This window comes from Klenkia taihuensis (assembly GCF_900112525.1).
Taxonomy (GTDB): domain Bacteria; phylum Actinomycetota; class Actinomycetes; order Mycobacteriales; family Geodermatophilaceae; genus Klenkia; species Klenkia taihuensis.
In genome coordinates this window covers 319,278-340,492 of sequence record NZ_FOMD01000001.1, presented here as the reverse complement: position 1 = coordinate 340,492, position 21,215 = coordinate 319,278, and the positions used below count along the sequence as shown (strand labels likewise).

At 74.2% G+C, this 21,215-nt stretch carries 24 protein-coding genes; 10 read left to right on the top strand and 14 right to left on the bottom strand.

The window, feature by feature from the left end:
• Positions 1-7: 7 nt before the first annotated feature.
• Positions 8-394, bottom strand: a complete 387-nt coding sequence (locus tag BM158_RS01650; protein WP_207506079.1) for a phage holin family protein — start codon at positions 392-394, stop codon at positions 8-10.
• A gap of 100 nt (positions 395-494) precedes the next feature.
• Between BM158_RS01650 and BM158_RS01645 the strand changes: the two genes are divergently transcribed.
• Positions 495-986: a hypothetical protein gene (locus tag BM158_RS01645; RefSeq protein ID WP_091553943.1), complete on the top strand. Its 492-nt coding sequence runs from the start codon at positions 495-497 to the stop codon at positions 984-986.
• Between the two features lie 70 nt (positions 987-1,056).
• Complete coding sequence (locus BM158_RS01640; RefSeq protein ID WP_091553940.1) at positions 1,057-1,881, top strand: alpha/beta hydrolase; 825 nt, start codon at positions 1,057-1,059, stop codon at positions 1,879-1,881.
• Positions 1,882-1,887: 6 nt separating this feature from the next.
• Here BM158_RS01640 and BM158_RS01635 read toward each other — a convergent pair whose 3' ends face one another.
• The 6 genes from BM158_RS01635 to BM158_RS01610 form a co-directional block, all read right to left on the bottom strand.
• A complete protein-coding gene (locus BM158_RS01635; RefSeq protein WP_091553937.1) occupies positions 1,888-2,355 on the bottom strand; it encodes a GNAT family N-acetyltransferase in 468 nt (155 codons plus the stop codon).
• A 17-nt stretch (positions 2,356-2,372) separates the two neighbouring features.
• Positions 2,373-3,998, bottom strand: coding sequence for an ABC transporter ATP-binding protein (locus BM158_RS01630; RefSeq protein ID WP_091553933.1), 1,626 nt, complete (start codon positions 3,996-3,998; stop codon positions 2,373-2,375).
• A gap of 2 nt (positions 3,999-4,000) precedes the next feature.
• A complete protein-coding gene (locus BM158_RS01625; protein WP_091553929.1) occupies positions 4,001-4,912 on the bottom strand; it encodes an ABC transporter permease in 912 nt (303 codons plus the stop codon).
• Positions 4,909-5,922 carry an ABC transporter permease gene (locus tag BM158_RS01620; RefSeq protein ID WP_268247905.1) on the bottom strand — a complete coding sequence of 338 codons (1,014 nt, stop codon included), beginning with the start codon at positions 5,920-5,922 and terminating at the stop codon, positions 4,909-4,911. The genes BM158_RS01625 and BM158_RS01620 overlap by 4 nt, the downstream gene beginning before the upstream one ends.
• 72 nt (positions 5,923-5,994) lie before the next feature.
• Positions 5,995-7,548 carry an ABC transporter substrate-binding protein gene (locus BM158_RS01615; protein WP_165628807.1) on the bottom strand — a complete coding sequence of 518 codons (1,554 nt, stop codon included), beginning with the start codon at positions 7,546-7,548 and terminating at the stop codon, positions 5,995-5,997.
• 97 nt (positions 7,549-7,645) lie between these two features.
• The gene (locus BM158_RS01610) at positions 7,646-8,902 is read right to left on the bottom strand and encodes an aminotransferase class III-fold pyridoxal phosphate-dependent enzyme (protein WP_207506078.1); all 1,257 of its coding nucleotides are present in this window, start codon (positions 8,900-8,902) and stop codon (positions 7,646-7,648) included.
• A 150-nt stretch (positions 8,903-9,052) separates the two neighbouring features.
• On the opposite strand from BM158_RS01610, the gene BM158_RS01605 reads away from it, so the two are divergent.
• Positions 9,053-9,652: a TetR/AcrR family transcriptional regulator gene (locus BM158_RS01605; RefSeq protein WP_165628806.1), complete on the top strand. Its 600-nt coding sequence runs from the start codon at positions 9,053-9,055 to the stop codon at positions 9,650-9,652.
• Between the two features lie 3 nt (positions 9,653-9,655).
• Here the strand turns inward: BM158_RS01605 and BM158_RS01600 are convergent, their stop codons facing one another.
• On the bottom strand, positions 9,656-11,437 hold the full coding sequence (locus tag BM158_RS01600) for an NAD(P)/FAD-dependent oxidoreductase (protein ID WP_091553920.1): 1,782 nt from the start codon (positions 11,435-11,437) through the stop codon (positions 9,656-9,658).
• An 81-nt stretch (positions 11,438-11,518) separates the two neighbouring features.
• Here BM158_RS01600 and BM158_RS01595 point away from each other — a divergent pair, with 81 nt between their 5' ends.
• Together BM158_RS01595 and BM158_RS01590 are read left to right on the top strand one after the other, a co-directional pair.
• Complete coding sequence (locus BM158_RS01595) at positions 11,519-12,169, top strand: class II aldolase/adducin family protein (protein ID WP_091553917.1); 651 nt, start codon at positions 11,519-11,521, stop codon at positions 12,167-12,169.
• Positions 12,166-13,131 carry a carbohydrate kinase family protein gene (locus tag BM158_RS01590; protein WP_091553913.1) on the top strand — a complete coding sequence of 322 codons (966 nt, stop codon included), beginning with the start codon at positions 12,166-12,168 and terminating at the stop codon, positions 13,129-13,131. The genes BM158_RS01595 and BM158_RS01590 overlap by 4 nt, the downstream gene beginning before the upstream one ends.
• On the opposite strand, the gene BM158_RS01585 is transcribed toward BM158_RS01590, so the two are convergent.
• From BM158_RS01585 to BM158_RS01570, 4 genes are all read right to left on the bottom strand, one after another.
• The gene (locus BM158_RS01585; protein WP_091553909.1) at positions 13,128-14,048 is read right to left on the bottom strand and encodes an AEC family transporter; all 921 of its coding nucleotides are present in this window, start codon (positions 14,046-14,048) and stop codon (positions 13,128-13,130) included. The two genes, BM158_RS01590 and BM158_RS01585, sit on opposite strands and share 4 nt — an antisense overlap.
• A gap of 128 nt (positions 14,049-14,176) precedes the next feature.
• A complete protein-coding gene (locus BM158_RS01580; protein WP_091553906.1) occupies positions 14,177-14,746 on the bottom strand; it encodes a hypothetical protein in 570 nt (189 codons plus the stop codon).
• Positions 14,739-15,758: a hypothetical protein gene (locus BM158_RS01575; protein ID WP_091553903.1), complete on the bottom strand. Its 1,020-nt coding sequence runs from the start codon at positions 15,756-15,758 to the stop codon at positions 14,739-14,741. Before BM158_RS01575 ends, BM158_RS01580 begins: the two co-directional genes overlap by 8 nt.
• Complete coding sequence (locus BM158_RS01570; protein WP_091553900.1) at positions 15,755-16,276, bottom strand: SigE family RNA polymerase sigma factor; 522 nt, start codon at positions 16,274-16,276, stop codon at positions 15,755-15,757. The genes BM158_RS01575 and BM158_RS01570 overlap by 4 nt, the downstream gene beginning before the upstream one ends.
• 205 nt (positions 16,277-16,481) lie before the next feature.
• Between BM158_RS01570 and BM158_RS01565 the strand changes: the two genes are divergently transcribed.
• Positions 16,482-17,141, top strand: a complete 660-nt coding sequence (locus tag BM158_RS01565) for a TVP38/TMEM64 family protein (RefSeq protein ID WP_165628805.1) — start codon at positions 16,482-16,484, stop codon at positions 17,139-17,141.
• On the opposite strand, the gene BM158_RS01560 is transcribed toward BM158_RS01565, so the two are convergent.
• Complete coding sequence (locus BM158_RS01560) at positions 17,138-17,740, bottom strand: hypothetical protein (RefSeq protein ID WP_091553893.1); 603 nt, start codon at positions 17,738-17,740, stop codon at positions 17,138-17,140. The two genes, BM158_RS01565 and BM158_RS01560, sit on opposite strands and share 4 nt — an antisense overlap.
• 67 nt (positions 17,741-17,807) lie before the next feature.
• Here BM158_RS01560 and BM158_RS01555 point away from each other — a divergent pair, with 67 nt between their 5' ends.
• Genes BM158_RS01555 through BM158_RS01545 form a run of 3 tightly spaced genes read left to right on the top strand, consistent with a single transcriptional unit; the run spans position 17,808 to position 20,115 of the window.
• A complete protein-coding gene (locus tag BM158_RS01555) occupies positions 17,808-18,998 on the top strand; it encodes an ATP-binding protein (RefSeq protein ID WP_091553890.1) in 1,191 nt (396 codons plus the stop codon).
• 32 nt (positions 18,999-19,030) lie between these two features.
• Positions 19,031-19,552, top strand: a complete 522-nt coding sequence (locus BM158_RS01550) for an RNA polymerase sigma factor (RefSeq protein WP_091553886.1) — start codon at positions 19,031-19,033, stop codon at positions 19,550-19,552.
• The gene (locus BM158_RS01545; protein WP_091553885.1) at positions 19,549-20,115 is read left to right on the top strand and encodes a hypothetical protein; all 567 of its coding nucleotides are present in this window, start codon (positions 19,549-19,551) and stop codon (positions 20,113-20,115) included. Before BM158_RS01550 ends, BM158_RS01545 begins: the two co-directional genes overlap by 4 nt.
• 1 nt (position 20,116) lies before the next feature.
• On the opposite strand, the gene BM158_RS01540 is transcribed toward BM158_RS01545, so the two are convergent.
• Positions 20,117-20,578: an Lrp/AsnC family transcriptional regulator gene (locus tag BM158_RS01540; RefSeq protein WP_091066490.1), complete on the bottom strand. Its 462-nt coding sequence runs from the start codon at positions 20,576-20,578 to the stop codon at positions 20,117-20,119.
• Between the two features lie 78 nt (positions 20,579-20,656).
• Between BM158_RS01540 and BM158_RS01535 the strand changes: the two genes are divergently transcribed.
• Entirely contained in the window at positions 20,657-21,127 is a 471-nt protein-coding gene (locus BM158_RS01535; RefSeq protein WP_091553882.1) for a DUF2000 domain-containing protein, read from the top strand.
• Positions 21,128-21,215: the final 88 nt, after the last annotated feature.

The window sequence follows — 21,215 nt, the reverse complement described above, 5'->3', positions numbered from 1 at the left end:
CGGTGTGTCAGGCCTTGACCTTCAGCGGCAGCAGCAGCTCGGCGACCCAGCTGAACACGGCGATGAGGAAGCCGCCGACGACCGCCGTCCAGAAGCCGTCGACCTGCAGCCGGTCGCTGATCGCGGCGGTGATGCCCAGCAGCGCGGCGTTGACCACGAGCAGGAACAGCCCGAGCGTGAGGACGACGAACGGCAGCGACAGCAGCCGCACCACCGGGCCGACGATCGTGTTGACGATCGCGAACAGCAGCGCCACCCACAGGTAGGTGCCGGCCTCGCCGAAGGTGCCCTCGGTGTTGCCGACGACGGTGATGCCGCTGACCAGCTGCGTGACCACGTAGATGATCACGGCCAGGACGACGACGCGGAGCGCGAACCTCACGACGGTGGACACGGCTGCACCCTAGGTCCGCCCGCCCGCATCGGCGCCTCTACGCCTGTCTAGCGAACTGGCTAGACCACCGCAGAGTGACCTGACGACCTACGCTCCCGGCGTGCGCACCGGCCCCGACGGCGTCCTCCACCTCGCCGTCCAGGGCCGTGCGGTGGCCGGGTGGGTGCTGGCGCTGGCCGTCGTGGCCGCCGCCGGGCTGGCCGATCTCCGGTGGGGGAGCGGTGCGGTGGCCGTCGCCTGCCTCGCGGTCGTCCTCCTGGTGGGGACCGTCGTCCTGCCGCCGGTGCTCGGCTCCGTCAGCGCGCACCCCGAGGGCCACCTCGTCGTCCGCTGGTTGCTGGCTTCGCACCGCTACGAGATGGAGGAGATCGACTCAGTCGTCGTGGCCCCGGCCGGCCCCCAGCTGTCCGGCTCCGCGCTATTCGGGCAGCGGGGGATCGCCCTGTTCGCCCGGGGTGCCGAATTGGTGCTGTTCTCCGGTGCCGAGGTGCCGCTGCGCAGCACCCAGGTCCTGGTCCTCCCTCCGCTGCTGCGCAGGCTCGACCGCGAGGTCGCTGCCCTGCAGGCGTGGCTCGACGAGGGACCGGCCTGAGGCGGACGTGCTGCTCGGTTCGGCGGTGGACTGCGCGGTGGTCGTGCCTGGTCGGGGCTAGCCTGCCGCCGTGGCGACGCACACCGACGGGCACCTCTCGACCGGGCAGTACCGGCACACCTGGACCCCGGACGGCGAGGTCACCGGGGTGGTCGTGCTGGTGCACGGGCTGCACGAGCACGCCGGCCGGTACGGGCACGTCGCGGAGCGGCTGGGCCGCGCCGGGTACGCCACCTGGGCGCCCGACCACCCCGGCCACGGCCGGTCCCCGGGCAGCCGCGGCAACATCGGCTCGCTGGCGGCCACGGTCGCCGGCGTCGACGAGACCGCGCAGTCGGCTGCCGCCGCGCACCCCGGCGTCCCGCTGTTCGTCTACGGGCACAGCATGGGCGGCCTGGTCGCCGCGCAGTACCTGACCGGGACGCCGTCGGTGACCGTGCGGGGCGCTGTGCTGTCGGCGCCCGCGCTCGACCTCTCCTCGGCCAACCGGGTGCAGCAGCTCGCCGCCCCGCTGCTGGGGAAGCTGCTCCCCGACCTCGGGGTCCTCGAGCTGGACGCCGACGCGGTCAGCCGCGACCCCGCGGTGGTGGCCGCCTACCGGGCCGACCCGCTCAACCGGATGGGCAAGGTCCGTGCCCGCACCGGCGCCGAGATGATCACCGCGGTGGCCGCGATGCCGGCCCGGCTGCGGCGGCTGACGCTACCGGTGCTGGTCGTCCACGGCGGCGCCGACCGGCTCGTGCCGCCCGCTGCGAGCGAGTTCGTGGCCACCGGGACCTCGTCGTCCGACGTGACGCACACCGTCTACCCGGGGCTGTTCCACGAGCCGCACAACGAGCCCGAGCAGGAGCAGGTCCTCGACGACGTCGTCGGCTGGCTGGACGCCCACCGCTGAGACCGGTCAGGCCCGGCGGACCCGCCACACCACGTCGCCCACCGCGCTGGGCTCGACGTGGTCCACCACGAAGCCCTCCCGCTCGTAGAACGCGGCGGCCCGCTCGTTGGCGGCGAAGTGCTCCAGCAGCACCCGGTCGCCGTCCAGCCCGGCGGTGAGCTCGGCCAGCAGCCGCGGCCCGAGCCCCGTGCCCCGGTGGTCGGGGTGGACGTACAGCTTCCACACCACGTGGTCGGCGCCCCACCGCCCGCGCTGCGCCATCCCGACGACCGAGCCGCCGTCCTCGGCCAGCACCACCTGGCCGGCGGCCACCGCCGCGGCCAGCTGCTCGGGGCGCCACCAGTCGCGGACCTGGGCCCGGGCGGCCGCCTCGCCGATCAGCGGGGCGTAGTGGGCCGGCACGACGTCCTCCCCGAACCGGACCAGCGCGGGGACGTCGTCCGGCCCGGCCACCCGCAGCAGCACCTCAGCCATGCCGGCATCCTGCCCGGTCAGGCCGGCGTGGCCTCCCCGACCGGGATCGCGGCCAGCAGCGCCTGCGTGTAGGGGTGCTGCGGCTGGTCGAACAGCTGCGCCGGGCTGCCGCTCTCCAGGACCGCGCCGGCCTTCATCACGTGCACGACGTGGCAGAGCATCCGGACGACGGCCAGGTCGTGGCTGATGAACAGGTAGCTCAGGCCCAGCCGCTGCTGCAGGGACACCAGCAGCTCGAGGATCTGGGCCTGCACCAGCACGTCCAGCGCCGACACCGCCTCGTCGAGGACGACGACGTCGGGCTCCAGGGCCAGAGCGCGGGCGATCGCGACCCGCTGGCGCTGGCCGCCGGAGAGCTCGTGCGGGTAGCGGCGGGCGATCTCGGGGTCCAGCGCGACCTGCGAGAGCAGCTCGGCCACCCGGGCGCGGCGCTCCGCCGGGGTGCCCACGTCGTGCACGTCCAGCGGCTCGCGGACGGTGTCCCCGACGGTGTAGCGGGAGTCCAGCGCGGCGTAGGGGTTCTGGAAGACCGGCTGCACCCGGCGGCGGAAGGCGAACAGCTCGGCGCCGGAGATGCCGGTGACCGGCTTGCCCCCGAACAGCAGCTCCCCGGCGGTGGTGTCCTCGAGCTTGAGCACCATCTTGGCCACCGTCGACTTGCCCGACCCGCTCTCGCCGACGATGCCGACGGTGGTGCCCCGCGGGATGGTGAAGCTGACGTCGTCGACCGCGGTGAACGGGGTGCGGCGGCCCAGCGCACCGCTGCGGACCGCGTACTCCTTGCGCAGGCCGCGGACCTCCACGACCGGGTCGGCCTCGGCGGCCGGGCCGACCAGCGACTCGGTGGCCAGGCTGGGGGCGGCCGCGATCAGCAGCCGGGTGTAGTCCGCGGTCGGGGCGGTGAGCACGTCGTGCACCGAGCCCTGCTCGACCACCCGCCCGCGCCGCATGACCACCACGTGGTCGGCCCGCTCGGCGGCCAGCGCCAGGTCGTGGGTGACCAGCAGGACGGCGGTGCCCATGGTCGCGGTGAGCTCGTCGAGCTGGTCGAGCACCCGCTTCTGCACGGTGACGTCCAGCGCCGACGTCGGCTCGTCGGCGATGAGCAGCTGCGGGCGCAGCGCGAGCCCCATGGCGATGAGCACCCGCTGCCGCATGCCGCCGGAGAACTCGTGCGGGTACTGGCCGTAGCGCCGGGCGGCGTCGGTGATGCCCACCCGCTCCAGCAGCTCGACCGCCCGCCGCTTGGCCTCCCGCCCCCGGGCCTCCTTGTGCACGGTGAGGACCTCGGCGATCTGCGAGCCCACGGAGCGCAGCGGGTTCAGGTTCGACATCGGGTCCTGCGGTACCAGGCCGATCTGCTTGCCGCGCACCGCGTTCATCTGCCGCTCGGACCGCGCCAGCAGGTCCTGCCCGGCGAAGGTGACCGTGCCGGAGGTGACCCGGCCGTTGGGCGCCAGCAGCCGGTTCACCGCCGCGGTCAGCGTCGACTTGCCCGACCCGGACTCGCCCACCACCGCCACGGTCTGGCCCGGGTGCACGGTCAGCGAGGCGCCCGAGACGGCCTCCACGTCGCCGCGGTCGGTGCGGAAGGCCACCGAGAGGTCACGGACGTCCAGCAGGGCCCCGGTGTCGGCGGTCATCGTCAGCGTCCCCTGTTCTTGACGTCGAACACGTCGCGGAGCCCGTCGCCCAGGAAGTTGACCGCCAGCACGACCGACACCATCGCGATGCCGGGCCCCGCGGCGATCCACCACTGGTAGAAGTTCGCCGCGCCGTCGGTGATCATCGCGCCCCACTCCGGGGACGGCGGTAGCGCGCCCAGGCCCAGGAAGCTCAGCGACGCGACCAGGATGACGATCTGGCCGAGGTCCATCGTGGCGTTCACCGAGACGGGGGTCAGCGCGTGCGGCAGCACGTGCTTGCGCAGGATCGCCGTCCGGCGCATGCCGATCGCCCGGGCGGCCAGCACGTGCTCCCGCTCCTTGATGGACAGGATCTGCCCGCGCACCAGGCGGGCGTAGATCGGCCACCACACCGCGGTGATGGCCAGGAAGGCGTTGGTGAGGCCCGGGCCCAGCGCGGCGGCGACGGCCATCGCGAGCAGGATTGAGGGGAAGGCCATCGTGATGTCGGCCAGCCGCATGAGCACCGCGTCGACCCAGCCGCCGAAGAAGCCGGCGACCGCGCCGACCAGGCTGCCGACCAGCACCGCCAGCACGATCGCCACGGCGGCGACGGGCAGGGACAGCCGGGCCCCGTGCAGCACCCGGGAGAAGACGTCCCGGCCGAGGGAGTCGGTGCCGAACAGGTGGTCGGCCGAGGGCGGCAGCAGCCGGCCGCCCGAGGCGGCGAACGGGTCGTGCGGGGCGAGCAGGCCGGCGAAGGCGATCACCAGCAGCCAGACCAGCACGACGGAGGCGCCGAGCACGATCTGCGGGCGGGCCAGCCGCCGCAGCCGGGCGCGCAGCGGCAGCCGTTCGTCGTCCAGGGGTACCTGCGAGGGGGCCGTGCCCAGGGGGGACGCCTCGGGGAGGGCGCCGGCGATGAGGGTCATGACAGCCGCACCCGGGGGTCGATGGTGGCGTAGGCGACATCGGTGAGCAGGTTGCCCACCAGGAACAGGACGCCGCCGACGAGGCAGACGCCGGTGATGGCCGGGAAGTCCAGCGCGCGGGAGGACTCCACCGCGTAGGTGCCGATGCCGTTCCAGCTGAAGATCGTCTCGATCAGCACCGCACCCATGATCAGCAGGCCGACCGAGACGCCCACCAGGGTGACCACCGGGGTGATGGCGTTCTTCAGCACGTGCCGGTCGAGCACCTGGCCGCGTGACATGCCCTTGGCCCGCGCGGTGCGCACGTAGTCCGCGCCCTGCTCCTCGAGCATCTGCGAGCGGACCAGCCGGGCGACCGTGCCCAGCAGCGCCAGGCTCATGATGAACGCCGGCATGAGCAGGTGCTCGAAGGCGTCGACGAACAGCGGCCAGTCCCCGGCCAGCAGCGCGTCGACGGTGTAGAGCCCGGTGACGTCCGGCGGGGGGATGACACGGGCCGAGAGCCGGCCCGGGCTGGGCGCGATGCCCAGCGTCGCGTAGAAGACGAAGAGGAAGACCAGCCCGACCCAGAACACCGGCAGCGACGAGCCGACCAGGGCGGCGACCCGCACCGCGCCGTCGACCACCCCGCCCTTGCGCCGGGCCGCGACGACCCCGAGCAGCGTGCCGATGACCAGCGCGATGACCAGGGCGAACAGGGCCAGCTCGGCGGTGGCCGGGAGCCGGGTGCCCAGGTCGGACAGGACGGCGGACTTGGTGCGGAACGAGGTGCCCAGGTCACCGTGCAGCAGGTTGGTCAGGTAGAGCCAGTACTGCTCGGGCAGGCTCTTGTCCAGGCCCCACCGGGCGGTCGCGGCGGCCACGACCTCGGGGTTCCCCAGGTTGCGCTCGCCGACGATGGTGGCCAGCGGGTTGTCCGACACCGACCGGGACAGGAAGAACGCGATGGTCACGATGCCCCACAGCAGGAGGGGCATCAGCGCCAGGCGCCTGAGGGTGAAGCGAAGCACGGGCAGCTCCCGGGGTGGGGGTGGCTCCGGTTCCCGGGGGGCGCGGGCAGCGCCCCCCGGGATGACCAGGGATCAGTCTGCGAACGTCAGCCGGGTCAGGTCCAGGTTCCGGGTGATGTCGTAGTTGTTGCCCTCGAGGTCGGCCGAGCTGGCCAGGATGTACTTGGGGTTGACGACCGGCAGGATGATCGCGTCGTCGTACATCAGCTGCCCCAGCTGGGCGTAGGTCGCCGTCCGCTCGTCACCGGACTGCGCGAGGGCCTGGGCGACCAGCGTGTTCTCCTCCGGGTTGACCGGCATTCGCGCCCGGCCGGCCCAGACCGACCCGTCGATCAGCGAGAAGTACTGGAAGTACTGGATCGTGTCGGGGTGGTCGGGGGCGAAGTAGATCGCGGTCACCGGGTAACCGGTGGTGCCGATCGCGTCGCCCCAGGTGGAGAAGTCCACCGGTGACAGGTTCAGCGTCACGCCGGCCTCGGCCAGGCTCTGCTGGATCGACTGCATCTCGGTGTTGGAGTTGACGCCGTAGGCCGAGAAGGTCGGGTAGGTGGCGTCCAGGGTCAGCCCGTCGGGGTAGCCGGCCTCGGCGAGCAGCGCCTTGGCACCCTCGGGGTCGAAGTCCGGGATGGGCAGGTCCTCGGCACCCTCGAACCCGTTCGGGATGCCCGTGGACTGCCGCTCGCCGTTGCCGGCCAAGGTGGCGTCGATGACCGTGTCGTAGTCGATGCCCATCCGGATCGCGTTGCGCACCCGTACGTCCTGCAGCGCCTCGCCGCCGGCCACGCCGGGGGAGAGGGCGAGGTAGAGGAAGTTGTACGAGGGGACGACGTCGGTGGTCAGCGACTCGTCGGACTCGATCTGGTCCAGGGCGTCGAAGCTGATCTGCATCGCCAGGTCGATGTCGCCCTGCTGCAGCTGCTGCAGCTGCGCCGAGGCGTCGGTGACCTCCTTGATGGTCACGCTGGAGAAGTTGGGCTCCTCGCCCCAGTACTGGTCGTTGGCCGACAGCACGATCTCCGAGCCCTCGGCGTAGGAGTCCAGCACGTACTGGCCCGAGCCGGCGGAGTTGGCGAGGAACCACTGCTCGGCCGAGTCGCTGGTGGCGGCGTCGGCGTCGGCGGTGGCCCCGTTCTCGGCGGCCACGTCGGAGTTGACGATGCCCATGTAGGAGGCGGACGTGATGTTGAGGAATGCCGAGTTCGGTGCCGCCGAGGTGACGACGACGGTGCGCTCGTCGGGTGCCTCGACGCCGGTGATGCCCTGCATGAAGTAGCTGGGCAGGCCCTGCAGGTTCTGCAGCCGCAGCCAGGACCAGGCGACGTCCTTGGCCTCGACGGGGGAGCCGTCGGCGAACACCGCGTCGGGGTCGAGGGTGAAGGTGAACTGCGTGGAGTCCTCGTTGGCCTCCCACGACTCGGCCAGCAGCGGGTCGAGCTCGCCGTCGGGGGTGGCCCGCACGAGGGTCTCGTAGACCGCGGAGTTGTAGATCTGGCAGGTGTCGCACAGCGACCGGGAGATGTCGAGGGAGTTCACGTCCATCGCCCGGCCGATGATGATCCCGGTCCGGTCGGTGGTCGCCGGCCCGGTCGAGGAGCAGGCCGCCAGAGCCGTGGCCGCGAGCACCACGACCCCTGCCCGTGCTGCGGTTCGTCGGCGCTGCGGTGCACTCGGGCGGACGCTGCTCATGGGTCTCCTCTGCCGTACCGGGTGGGGGTGGGGTGGGTCAGACGTCGAGCTGGGTGAGCTCGTCGAAGGCGTCCTGCGTGCGCAGCAGCGCCTCGTCGACGACCTCGTCGGTGTGGGCCGTGGAGAGGAACATGTTGTGCCAGGGGTGCAGCAGCACCCCGCGCCTGATGGCGGCGTCGGTGAAGGCGAACGCGCGCTTCTTGTGCACGTCGTCGGCGAAGACCAGCAGCGGCATCTGCTCGGGCCCGGTGAGCTCCAGCGGCATCCCGGCGGCCACCGACTGGGCCTCCAGGCCGGCCTTGAAGCGGGCGCCGGCCGACCGGGTCAGCGCCGGGGCGTCGAGGGCGACCGCCTCCCGGATGGTCGCGATGCCGGCGGCCATGGGCACCGCCGAGGACCAGAACGACCCGGTCACGTAGACCTCGGAGGCGGCGGCCGACAGCGCGTCGGTGCCGACCAGGGCCGCGATCGGGTAGCCGTTGGCCAGCGCCTTGGAGAAGGCGGTCAGGTCCGGCCGGACGCCGAGGGACTCCCAGGCCCCGCGGACGTCGAGCCGGAAGCCGGTGCGCACCTCGTCCAGCAGCAGCGCCGCGCCCTCGGCGGTGGCCGCCTCGCGGGCCGCCCGGGCGAAGGCGGGGTCCACCAGCTCCTGCGGCACGAAGGCGTCGTGCCGGAACGGGGTCACGATGATCGCCGCGATCTCGCCGGAGTGGGCGGCGACGGCGGCGCGCAGCGAGGCGACGTCGTTGTACTCGAACTCGACGATGTTGGCCCGGTCGGCGTCGGTCACCCCGGCCGTGCGCGGGGTGAACCAGTCGTTGGCGCCGTGGTAGGCGACGGCGGCCTTGAGGAACTTGGCCTTGCCGGTGGCCGCCCGGGCGATCCGGATGCCCATGGAGGTGGCGTCGGTGCCGTTCTTGGCGAACATGGCCCAGTCGGCGTGCGCGATGGTGCCGGTGAGCACCTCGGCGAGCTCCACCATCCGGGCCGAGGGGCCGGTGAGGGTGTCGCCGAGGGCCTGCTGCGCGGCGGCCGCCGCGTCGACGCGGGGGTTGCGGTGGCCCAGCAGCATCGGCCCGAACGAGCAGAGGAAGTCGATGTAGCGGTTGCCGTCGACGTCCCAGGTCAGGGCGCCCTCGCCGCGGTCGTAGAACTGCGGGAAGGACGGCGGCATCGTGTGCTCGTTGACCAGCATGTGGCCGTACATGCCGCCGGGGATGACCCGGGCGGCCCGGGCGCGCAGCTCGCCGTCCCGGGTGCGGGTCTCGGTCAGGCGTTCATCGGCGACGGTCACGGCGGTCCTCCAGGGGGTGGTACGACGTCCGGACTATTTATGTCGGATGTTCGAGATAAGTTAGAGTCCGGCTACGCTGCTGTAAAGGCCTCAGCACCTGCTTCCCGTGACCGGGGTCACCGCCGGTCACAGCCGTCACCGAGGAGCTCCGTGCCGAAGATCGTCGACCACGCCGAACGGCGACGAGAGGTGCTGGACGCCACCTGGCGGGTCATCGCGCGGGCCGGGCTCGACGCGGCCACCACCCGGGCGATCGCCGAGGAGGCCGGCTACTCCATCGGGGTCCTCACCCACTACTTCAGCGACAAGCAGGACATCCTGGTCTCGGCGCACCGGCTCGCCTTCGCCCGGGCGCGCGACCGGATCCTGGTGGCCACCCGCGACAGCGCCGGCGTCACCGCGCTGCGGCTGGCCATGCTCGAGGCGCTGCCGCTGGACGACGAGCGCTTCGTCGAGGCCCAGGTCGACGTCAGCTTCCTGGGCCAGTCGGTGGGCAACGCGTACCTGCGCGGCATCCGCAGCGCGTCCTACGAGGGGTCCCGCCGGCTGTGGCGCGGCTTCCTCGACCAGGCCGCCGCCGCGGGCGAGCTGGCCGAGGACGCCGACCTGCCGCGGCTGGTCGACGACGTCGTGGGCATGGTCGACTCGCTGTCGATCCAGGCGATCGTCGACCCCGGCCACATGACCCCGGACCACCAGGTGCTCCTGGTCGACCGGTTCCTGGAGCGGATCGCGCGCACCGCCCGCTGACCCTCAGCGCGGGTGGTGCACCGGCGCCCGCTCGGCGACCGGGGTGGGGATGCCCTCGTACCGGGCCTTGAGCTGCAGCGCCAGGTACAGCGAGAAGTGCCGCGACATCGCCAGGTTGCCGCCGTGGAACCACAGCTGCGGCACCGCGGTGGGCTTCCAGACGTTGCGCAGCTCGCCCTCCCAAGGCCCGGGGTCGCCGGTGGTGCCCGAGCCCAGGCCCCAGACCCGGCCGAGCCGGTCAGCGGTGCCCTGGTCGACCAGGTCGGCCACCCAGCCGTTGGCCGGTTCGTAGCCGGTCGCGTAGACCACCAGGTCGGCCGGCAGCGCCGTCCCGTCCGCGAGGACGACGGCGTCCTCGGTCAGCTCGCGCACCTGGCCGCGCGCCAGCGCGACCGAGCCGTCGGCGACCAGCTCGGAGGCGCCCACGTCGATGTAGTAGCCCGAGCCCCGGCGCAGGTACTTCAGCGACATGCCGGTGTCGTCCTCGCCGAAGTCGAGCTCGAACCCGGCGGCCTCCAGGCGGGCGTAGAACGCGGCGTCCCGCTCGCGGATGCGGTCGTACACCGGCTTCTGGAAGCGACCGAGCAGCGCCATCGGCACCGACGCCCCGACCAGGTCGGCCCGGGCGGTGGTCATCCCGGCGGCGACCGCGGCCTCGGAGTAGGTGCCGGCCATCGACTGCAGCACGGCCTCGGAGCGCACCACCAGGGTGGAGCTGCGCTGCACCATCGTGACGTCGGCGCCGTGCTCCCACAGCGCGGCGCAGATGTCGTGCGCGGAGTTGTTGGACCCCACGACGACGACCTTCTTGTCCCGGTACTGCTCCGGTCCGGGGTGCTGGGAGGAGTGCTGCTGCTCCCCGCGGAAGCGGTCCATGCCGGGGAACTCCGGCATCCGGGCCTTGCCGCTCATGCCGGTGGCGAACACCAGCTCGGTGGGGTGCAGGGTGAGCCGCTCGCCGTCACGGGTGACCTCGACGTCCCACCGCCCGGCCGCCTCGTCGAACGAGGCGGACTCGACCGTCGTGGAGCTCCAGTAGTTCAGCTCCATGACCTTGACGTACATCTCCAGCCAGTCGCCGATCTTGTCCTTCGGCGCGAACACCGGCCAGTTCTCCGGGAACGGCAGGTAGGGCAGGTGGTCGTACCAGACCGGGTCGTGCAGGCACAGCGACTTGTAGCGGCTGCGCCACTGGTCCCCGGGGCGGGCGTGCCGGTCCACCACGATCGTGGGGACGTCGAGCTGGCGCAGCCGGGCACCCAGCGCGATCCCGCCCTGCCCACCGCCGATGACCAGCACGTAGGGCTGGCGGGTGTACCCGAGCTCGCCGGCCTCGGCGTCGCGGCGCTCCAGCCAGGTCTGCCGGTCCTTGTTGGCCCCGTGCTCGGCCCCCACCGGCCGCCGCGTCCCGGACGGCTCCTCGTGGCCGGTCAGCTCGTACAGCGTGGTGAGCAACGTCCAGGCCTTGCCGTCCTGCAGCCGCAGGTGGCCCCGGCCGCGCCCGACCGAGGTCTCGAACTCGACCCACGCCTCGTCGACGCCGCCGCGGCGGGTCGGCACGGTGCCCTCCTCGACGCGGAAGCCGGTGGGGTCGACCCGGTCCAGCACCTCGACCAGCCGCGCCCGGACCGCCTCCGGCCCCTCGGCGGTGGCGATGTTCCAGGTGAAGGCGACCAGGTCCCGCCAGAAGCACTCCGGCCCGAACAGCGCCACCGCCGCGTCGACGTCCCGCGCGGTCAACGCGGCCTGGAACCGCTCGAGCCAGGCCTGCGGGTCGACGGTCATCGGGCGCCTCCGGGATCTTTTGCATATCAAGCGTTCGAGATACGTTAGGCCGATGGAGCTCGTCCCACCAGGTCCTGCACGATGACCGACCTGTCTGCCGTGCAGGCGGCCCGGGAGGCGGTCGCCGCGGGCGGTCGACGGCTGATCGACGAGGGCCTGGTCACCGGGACGGCGGGCAACGTGAGCGTGCGGGTCGGCGACCTGGTCGCCATCTCGCCGTCGTCGGTGCCCTACGACCAGGTGGGACCCGAGGACGTGTGCCTCGTGCACCCCGACGGCAGCCCGGCCGAGGGGTCGAGCAGCCTGCGGCCCTCGACCGAGACCGGGCTGCACCTGTCGGTGTACGCCGCGACCGGCGCCGGGGCGGTCGTGCACCACCACGGCCTGCGCAGCGTGGCGGTCTCCACCGTCGTCGACGTCCTCCCGCCGCTGCACTACTACGCCGTCCGGCTCGGGGGCGCCCCCCGGGTGGCGCCCTACCACCGCTACGGCACCCCCGAGCTGGCCCGCGCCGTCACCGAGGCGCTCGCCGACCGCACCGCAGCGCTCCTGCAGAACCACGGCGCCGTCACCCACGGCGCATCCCTCGACGACGCCTTCGAGCGGGCGCACCTGCTCGAGTGGCTGTGCGAGCTGTTCGTCACCGCCACCGCCCTGGGCCGGCCCCGGGTGCTCACCGACGACGAGCTCGCCGAGGTCGTCGCGTCCCGCTACGGAGGTCCCGCCACGTGAACCCGTACGTCGTCTGCATCGGCCCGCACATCGTCGACGTCCACGTCCGGCCGGTGGCCGACATCCCGCCGGGGCAGGGCGGCGCGCTGGTCGAGGACGCCCGGGTCACCGCGGCCGGCACGGCCGCCGGCACCGCCGTCGACCTGGCCAAGCTCGGCGCCCGGGTCACCTCGGTCGGCGCGATCGGGGACGACGCCCTGGGCCGGCTGCTGCGGATGCTGCTGGCCGACCACGGCGTGGAGACCGACCGCCTGGTCGTCCGGGAGGGCGGCCGGACGTCGACCACGATCCTGCCGATCCGGGCCAACGGCGAGCGCCCGACGCTGCACCTGCCCGGCGTCACCGCCACCCTGACCGCCGCCGACGTGGACCCGCAGCTGGTCGCCGACGCCGACGTCCTGCACCTGGGCGGCCCCGACGTGCTGGGCCCCTTCGCCACCGAGGTCGCCCCGACGCTGCTGCGGCACGCGCGGGAGTCGGGCACGACGACGACCGTGGACCTGCTGCGCTCCGGCGCCGGGCCCGACGTCCTCGAGCAGCTCGACCCGGTGTGGCCCTGGGTCGACCTCTTCGTGCCGAACGACGACCAGCTGCGCTCGATGACCGGCCAGGACGACCTCGAGGCGGCCGCCCGGGTGCTGCTGGACCGGGGCGTGGGCACCGTCGTCGTCACCCGGGGGGCCGAGGGGTCCCTGGTCGTCGGCCCGGACGGCGTGCACGCCGTGCCGGCCTTCACCGTCGACGTCGTGGACACCACGGGCTGCGGCGACGCCTTCACCGCCGGCCTGGTCACCGGGCTGCAGCGCGGCTGGGACCTGCCGGTCGCCGCCCTGCTGGCCACCGCGGCGGCCGGGCTGGTCGCCACCGGGCTGGGCTCCGACGCCGGCGTGGTGGACCTGCCGACCACGCTGGCCTGGTGGGCCGAGCGCGCCGACCAGGTGGGCGCGGCCCCGCCGGTCTAGGGCCCGAGCAGCGCCGCGACCACCAGCAGCACCGGGATCGACCCGGCGGTGGTCACGGTGACCGTCTGCTGGGCCAGCCGCTCGCCGGTGCCGTAGGCGACCGCGTAGGTGTAGACGTTCTGCGCCGTCGGCAGCGCCGAGAGGACGACGACGACGAACAGCTCGGCGCCGCCCAGGCCCACCGCCGCGGCGAGCGCCCAGGCCAGGCCCGGCATGACCAGCAGCTTCAGCGCGCTGATCGCCAGCACCGCCCGGCGCTCCGGGCCGCGGCCGGGGACGGGGGCGCCGCGCAGCGAGATGCCGTAGGCCAGCAGCACGGCCGGGACGGCGAGGGAGGCCAGCAACTGCAGCGGGTCGAGCACCAGGTCGGGCACCCGCCAGCCCGCGGCGCTGACCACCAGCCCGGCCACCGACGCGAGGAGCACCGGGTTGCGGAACGGCGCGGTGAGCCGCAGCCAGCGCGGGGTGCCGTCGTCGGGGGCGGAGAGGTCCAGCGCGACCACGGCGGCCGGCACCAGCACGACCAGCTGGAAGAGCAGGAGCGGGGCGACCAGGGTGGCGTCGCCGAGCACGTGGACGGCGATCGGGATGCCCAGGTTGGCCGAGTTGACCATGCCGGCGCTGATCGCGGCGATCGTGGTCCGGCCGGTGCCCCAGCGACGCACCACCCCGGTCACCACGACCACCGCGGCGACGGCGAGCGCGGCGGCCGAGGTGACCCAGAGCGTGCCGGAGAAGACCTGGCCCAGGTCGGCGGCGGCGAGGGTCACGAACAGCAGCGCCGGGGTGGCGACCCGGAACGAGGTCTGCGCCAGCACCAGCTGGGCGCCCTCGGGCAGGATGCCGCGGCGGGCGGCGAGGTAGCCGACGGCGATCACCACGCCGATGACCACGAACCCGGTCAGCACCCCCGCCACCGCTGCAGTCTGCGTGCCGCCACCCGGCCCCGCGCCACCGCCGTCGCGTTTCCGCGGAAACGCCTCCGCCCCACCGACTGTGCAGCCAGCGCCCTCCAGGACCTCGCCGCGGGGCCACAGCTGCACACTCAGGGCGCGGGGACCACGATCCGCGCCTCGGCGTTGCCGCCGCACTCCGCGGTGCCGTCGACCCGCACGAACTCCGGGCGCACGGTCACCTCGGCGACCACGGCCCCGTTCTGCCGCACCCGCGCCGTCACCTCACCGGGCCGCTCCACGTACAGCGCGAGCCGGGCGGTCCCGTCGTCGTCCAGCTCCAGCACCGGGTCGTCCGGTGCAGGGGCCGGGGTCGACGACGTCGGGGCGGCCGGGGTGCCGGGCATCCCCGGTACGGGGATCGGGGTGGGCTGGTCGAGCAGCACGACCGGCAGGGGACAGGCCGGGTCGCAGTCCAGCTCCACCGAGCGACCGGAGCCCGCCGGCCAGTCGCGGGACAGCTCGACGACCAGCACGCTGCCGTAGCCGATGGCCGGGCAGACGGTGTCCCCGGCGCCGCATCCCGCCGTGCCGAGGACACCGGCGGCCAGCAGCACGGCGCGGACCTGGCGGGCACGGGTCCGCCGACCCGGGGGCACGAGCCGGTACAGCGCTTCGACGGCGAGCTGGCGAGCGACGACGACCGAGGCCGGCTCAGTCATCGGGTTGCCCCGACGCCGCTGCCGCGGCCAAGGCCTGGACGGCGCAGGCATCGATGGCCGTCAGCAGCGCCTCCGCCTGGACCTGGGAGGACGGGTTGGGGACCTGGAGGCCGCCGTCTGCATCGCGCTGCAACCAGCCACCGAGCACGAGGCACTCGGATGCGTCGTCCCCGATCTCCGGGTCGGAGACCACGTCCAGCAACAGGTTGATGACGTCGGGGCGGGTGGACAGGTCCGAGGAGTCGAACTGGACAGGCCGACGAACACCGGCCGCACTGCTGACGCGGTAGGCGGGTGGCTCCACACCGTCGAGCGTGACGACGTCCGCGAGACCGATGCCGTCCTCCACCCGGAACGAGCGGATCTCCGGCAGTTCCGACGCCGCGGCGAACGGTTCGAGGGTGACGTCGTCCCCGGGCTCGCCGACGACGACCATCGGCCCGTGGTCGCCCGCGCCGTCCAGCAGCGCGACCGGAACCCCGGGCATCGTGCGCGCAGGGGGGACCGACAGGCGGAAGGTCCGGGGATCAGCCGGGTCAACCAGCTGGAACCAGGCGTAGGCGAGCTGGCCGCCGGTGCGACCCATCACCAGCGCCCACACCGTTCCACCGGGGACGTCACCGACGAATGCCACGTGCCGGTCCGCCGGCGCCGGGTCCAGGATGTCGCCCGAGTTCGTCGGGTAGCCGACGTCCCAGCTCGCCGCCAGCGCGGCGGCGACCGCCCGCCCGTCGTCGGCCAGGGAGCCGCGGGTGGGGGCGTCGAAGAGGCTGGCCACCTCGGCGGTCCCGCCGGAGGTGGCGGCCGAGGTGTTGCCGGACCCGGAGCGGTCGACGAGAGCGGGCACGACCGCCACGACCACCGCGATCGCGGCGGCCACCCCGGCCCGGCGCAGCCGGCGTCGGTCCTGCGCGCGGTGCAGGTCGACGACCAGGTCGGCGGTCTCCTCGCCGCGGCCGCGGGGGGCATCGGCGGCCAGGTCGTGCAGCAGGGTGCGGACGTCGGTGCTCACGAGGTCCTCCGGGCGTAGATCGAGGTGTCGGTGTCTGCGGCGGTGGCGTCCAGGTGCCGCCGGAGGGTGGCCAGCCCACGGGCGGCGTGGGTGCTGACCGTGCTGGTCGAGCAGCCGAGCACCCGCGCGGTCTCGGCCTCGGTCAGGTCCTCGAACCACCGCAGGACGACGACCGCCCGCGCCTTGGGCGACAGCTCGCGCAGCGCGGCGCGGACCAGGTCGGTGGTGGCCAGCCGGTCCTGCAGGTCGTCGCCGGGCCGGTCGGGGACGGTCTCGATGACCTGCTCCGACGTCGACATCCGGCGCCGCCAGCTGACGTGGGAGGTGACGAGGATGCGCCTGACGTAGGCCAGCGGGGAGTCCGCGCGCTGCACCTTCGCCCAGTGCCGGTGCGCCTTGACCAGCGCGGTCTGCACCAGGTCCTCGGCGTGGCCGTGGTCGCCGGTGAGCAGGTACGCCGTCCGGAGCAGCGGTGCCTCCACCTCGACGACGAAGTCGGTGAACCCGTCGTCGCTCACCCGCCGCTCCCCGCCGTGGTCGTCACACCCGGTAGACGCCGCGACCGGTCCGGACACCCGACACCACCGAGGTCACGATCCCGTCACGGCACCTCCGGCCCGCCGTCGATCGACGCTCGTCGACCATTCCGCGCCCGGAGTGATCGATCACCGTCGATGGATGGTGCCGCCACGACCGTTCGGGACACTGGGCTGCGTGGCGCGGGTGAGCAGGGGCGAGGCGGTGCGCGCGGTGCTGCTGCTCGCGATCCTGCTGGCCGGCGCCGTCGTCGCGCTGACCACCGACCTGCCGACGGTCGACCAGCTGCGCGACCGGGTCGCCGACGCCGGGCTGCTGGGGTGGGCCGCGATCGCCGGGGGCACCGCCGTCGCCGTCCTCGCGCCGATCCCGCGCACCGCGCTGGCGCTGCTGACCGGGATCCTGCTCGGCTTCTGGCCCGGCCTGCTGGTCACCGTCGTCGGAGCGCTGGTCGGGGCGCTGCTGGGGTTCGGCCTCGGCCGCGCGCTGGGCCGGGACACGGTGCTGCGGCTGGCCGGGCCCCGGCTGCGCAAGGCCGACCAGCTGGCCATGGACCGCGGGTTCACCGCCGTCCTGCTGGCCCGGCTGACCCCGGTGCTGCCGTTCTTCCTGGTCAACTACGCCGGCGGGCTCTCCGGCGTCCGGCTGCCCGTCTACCTCGCCGCCACCTTCGTCGGCCTGCTGCCCGGCGCGGTGTTCAACGTCGCGGTCGGGTCGGTGGCCGGCGGACTGGGGGAGTGGGGCCTGGCGATCACCGTCGGGCCGGCGGCGGTGGTGCTGGCCGTGCTCGGGGTGCGGTGGTGGCGCCGTCGAGGTCGCTCTACCCCGGTCTCGGCCACGAGCTAGAGAGCCGTAGACGACCCGATCGTCGTCGTCACCCGGACGACGGACGGCGTCGGCGGCACCGAGCCGAACCCGAACCGCACCGGCGGGTCCACCCGCGCCAGGCCGCCGAGGTCGGCGCCGTCCCACGTCGCCGACACCGCGCGCAGCAGGTGGAGGTCCTGGACGCCGTACCACTCGGTGCGCCCGTTGCCCGCCGTCCCGCGGGTGCGCACCCCGGCGAGCCGGGCGACCGGGTCGAGCAGCCCGACCCACGCCGGGGTGCGAGCCAGTGGTGACGGAACGGTCCGGAGCAGCCAGCCGAGGGCCGGACGGCGGCCCACGGTCACCCGCAGCGCGAGCGGGCCGGCGTGCACCACCCACTGGTCGCCGGCGCGGCCCACGGTCACCGGCACGACCTGGACCTCGTCGAAGGTGTAGGTGCCCGCGACGAACTCGGCCAGCTCGGCGGTCTGGGCCAGCAGCACGCGGTGGCCGTCGGGCCGCTCGACCATCACGTCGGAGACCGGGCCGAGCGGGGAGCGGGGCCAGTGCCCGACCACCAGCCGGGTGCCGGACGTCGTCCCGGTGCCGAGGATCCAGCCGTCGTACCGCACGCGCATGCGACACGCGCTACCCCGTTCTACGCAGGTCTACGTCCCGGGCTAGAGAGCGGAATACGGTGCCGACATGGATCCCGTGCGGAACCCCTACGCCCCCGGCGCCGGCCAGCGCCCGCCGGAGCTCGCCGGCCGGGACGCCGAGCTGGGCGCCTTCGACGTCGTCCTGGAGCGGATCGCGCACGGCCGGCCGGAGCGGTCGCTGGTGCTCACCGGGCTGCGCGGGGTCGGCAAGACGGTGCTGCTCAACCACCTGCGCTCGGCGGCCATCGCCCGCGGGTGGGGCACCGGGAAGATCGAGGCCCGGCCCGACCAGTCCCTGCGCCGGCCGGTGGCCAGCGCGCTGCACATGGCGCTGCGGGAGCTCGGTCCGCGGCACGGCAACGCCGAGGCGGTGGCCGACGTCCTCGGGGTGGTCAAGGCGTTCGCGCAGTTCCAGCCCGCGGACGCCAAGATCCGCGACCGCTGGCAGCCCGGCATCGACGCCCCCGCCGCCACCGGCCGGGCCGACACCGGCGACATGGAGATCGACCTGGTCGAGCTGCTCTCCGACGCCGCCGGCGTCGCCGCGGACACCGGCAAGGGCATCGCGCTGTTCATCGACGAGATGCAGGACGTGCAGCCCGACGACGTCAGCGCCATCTGCGCGGCCTGCCACGAGCTGTCCCAGCAGGGCGCGCCGCTGATCGTGGTGGGCGCCGGGCTGCCGCACCTGCCTGCCGTCCTGTCGGCGTCGAAGTCCTACTCCGAGCGGCTGTTCCGCTACCTGCGGATCGACCGGCTGGACCGGGCCGCGGCCGATCGCGCGCTGGTCGGCCCGGCCGAGCGGGAGGACGTCGAGTACACCCCCGAGGCGCTCGACGCCCTGTACGCCGCCGCCGACGGCTACCCCTACTTCGTGCAGGCCTACGGCAAGGTCACCTGGGACCTCGCGGCCACCACCCCGATCACCGCGGACGACGTCGCGGTGGCCGCCCCGGCCGCGGAGGCCGAGCTCGCGGTGGGCTTCTTCGGCTCCCGCTACGACCGGGCCACCCCGGCCGAGCGGGAGTACATGCACGCCATGGCCGACCTGGGCGGGCCGGCCGGCGCCGCGGTGAGCACCAGCGACGTCGCGGTCTCGCTGGGCCGCAAGCCCGCCTCGCTGTCCCCGGCGCGGGACTCGCTGATCAAGAAGGGCCTGGTCTACAGCGCCGAGCGCGGGCAGATCGCCTTCACCGTGCCGCACTTCGGCCGCTACCTGCTGCGCCAGCCCGACTGAAAGAGCGGCCCGTGTCCCGGACAGAGGGGGGCGTGGAGGAGTTCGAGTCGGTGGCGCGGGCCGTCGTGGAGCCGGTGCGCCGCTACCTGCGGCGCCGCACCGATGCCGCGACCGCCGACGACGCGCTCGGCGAGGTGCTGCTGGTGCTGTGGCGGCGCGCCGCCGACGTCCCCGCCGACCCGTTGCCGTGGGCGATCGGGGTGGCCCGGCTGTGCCTGGCCAACGCCGAGCGCAGCCGGCGGCGCCAGCACCGGCTCGCCGCCCGGATCGGCCCGGCCCTCCCCGAACCCGACCCCACCGAGGACGTCGCCGGCGCGCTGGACGACGCCGCCCGCGTCCGCGCCGCGCTGGCGACGCTGAAGGACGCCGACGCCGAGCTGCTGCGGCTGTCCGCCTGGGACGGGCTCACCCACGACCAGCTGGCCCAGCTGCTGGGCACCACCACCAACGCGGTGGCCATCCGGCTGCACCGGGCCCGCGGGCGGCTGCGGGACGCGCTGGAAAGGGAGGGGCCCGAGCCGGACAGGACGGCACGAGGGAAGGAGCAGGCATGACCGACGACGAGCTGCACGCCCGGCTGCGGGCCGCCGACCCCCTCCCCGACCTGCCCCCGCTCGCCCCCGAGCGGCTCGACCAGCTCCTGGAGGACACCGTGACCGGCACCGAGGCACCCACGACCCGCCGTCCCCGCACCCTGCTGCTCGCCGCGGCGGCCGCCGCCGCCGTCGTCGTGGTCGGCGGGGGAGCACTGGCCCTGACCGGCCGGGACGGCGGGACGACGACGCTCGCCCTCGCCCCGCCCGACGTCTCCGCCAGCTGCGCCGCACTGACCCCGGAGCTGCTGGCCGGCAGCGACGTCGCCTTCGCCGGGCGGGTCACCGCGGTCTCGGGCGACACCGTGGTGCTGGAGACGACGCAGCGGTTCACCGGCGAGGTCGGGGACACCGTGGAGGTCACCCAGGGCGACGGCAGCGTGGTGGACGGCGCCGCCCTCACCTTCGAGCCGGGGCAGGTCTACCTGCTGACCGCCGACGACGGCACGATCGGTTCCTGCAGCGGCAGCGGCCCGGACTCACCCGAGCTGCGCGCCCTCTTCGACCAGGCCTTCGGCGGCTGACCTAGCGGCCGCCCGCCTCGATCCGGGGCGGGCGGCGCAGGTGCTCGTAGACCACGCTGGTCCGCACGTCGGCGACCTCGGGCCGCTGGGTGAGCCGGTCGATGACGAAGGCGTAGAGCGCCTCGTTGTCCGCGACCGCCACGTGCACCAGGAAGTCCTCGGTGCCGGTGGTGACGAACAGGCCGATCGTCTCGGGGAGGCCCTGCACCCAGTCGCGGAAGGCCTCGATGGCCCGGCGGGACGGCGGACGCACCCGGATCGCGATGAGGGCCTGCACCGGCCGGCCGATCGCGGCCAGGTCGACGTCCAGGGTCGCGCCGCGGATGACACCCCGGTCGCGCAGGGCGCGGGTGCGCTCCAGCGCCGTCGACGGCGCGACACCCACGTCGGCCGCGACGTCGCGGTTGCTGCGCCGCGCATCGGACTGGAGGGACCGCAGGATCGCCGCATCGAGTTCGTCCACCCGCCCATCGTCGCGCACGTTGCCGAACGAAGTTCGGCACAGCGCCGTCGCGGCCGTCGATGTGCTTAGCGTCGGGGCATGACGACGCACGACGCACCCGCCTTCACCGCCGACGAGGTCGTGACGGCCGAGCCCACCCGCAACGCCCGGCTGAAGTGGGTGGTGGTCGTGGACGCCGGCGTGCCGGCCGGGGAGATGGTCAACGCCGTCGCGTGCACCGCGGCGGCCACCGGCGCGGCCGTCGACCACCTGCTGGCCCACGGCGGTCCGGACGCCGACGGCGCCCACCACCCGGGCCTGCCGTGGGCGGGGTGCAGCGTGCTGACCGCCCCGGCGCACGAGCTGGCCGCCGTCCGGGCCAAGGCGGTGGGGTCGCCCGGCGTCCTGGTCGTGGACATGCCCCGGGCGGCGCAGACGCACCGGGTCTACGACGAGTACCTCGCCGAGCTGGCCGGCACCGCGGGGGAGGACCTGGCCTGCCGCGCGGTGAGCATCGTCGGGCCGCGCAACCGGGTCGCCGCACTCACCAAGCGGCTCGGCCTGCTCTGACCCCGCCCACCGGTTGAGCCGCGGCCCGGCGGGGCAGGAGCGGCCCGGCGTCCAGACCCCGGCGTCGTGCGACGACGAGCGGGGTGGG

Bases quoted from the DNA above. Each gene is read 5' to 3' on its own strand.
- BM158_RS01560 (WP_091553893.1), bottom strand. From the start codon at position 17,740: ATGCGCGTGCGGTACGACGGCTGGATCCTCGGCACCGGGACGACGTCC.
- BM158_RS01595 (WP_091553917.1), top strand. From the start codon at position 11,519: ATGACCGACCTGTCTGCCGTGCAGGCGGCCCGGGAGGCGGTCGCCGCG.
- BM158_RS01600 (WP_091553920.1), bottom strand. From the start codon at position 11,437: ATGACCGTCGACCCGCAGGCCTGGCTCGAGCGGTTCCAGGCCGCGTTG.
- BM158_RS01555 (WP_091553890.1), top strand. From the start codon at position 17,808: ATGGATCCCGTGCGGAACCCCTACGCCCCCGGCGCCGGCCAGCGCCCG.
- BM158_RS01545 (WP_091553885.1), top strand. From the start codon at position 19,549: ATGACCGACGACGAGCTGCACGCCCGGCTGCGGGCCGCCGACCCCCTC.
- BM158_RS01630 (WP_091553933.1), bottom strand. From the start codon at position 3,998: ATGACCGCCGACACCGGGGCCCTGCTGGACGTCCGTGACCTCTCGGTG.
- BM158_RS01580 (WP_091553906.1), bottom strand. From the start codon at position 14,746: ATGACTGAGCCGGCCTCGGTCGTCGTCGCTCGCCAGCTCGCCGTCGAA.
- BM158_RS01635 (WP_091553937.1), bottom strand. From the start codon at position 2,355: ATGGCTGAGGTGCTGCTGCGGGTGGCCGGGCCGGACGACGTCCCCGCG.
- BM158_RS01625 (WP_091553929.1), bottom strand. From the start codon at position 4,912: ATGACCCTCATCGCCGGCGCCCTCCCCGAGGCGTCCCCCCTGGGCACG.
- BM158_RS01535 (WP_091553882.1), top strand. From the start codon at position 20,657: ATGACGACGCACGACGCACCCGCCTTCACCGCCGACGAGGTCGTGACG.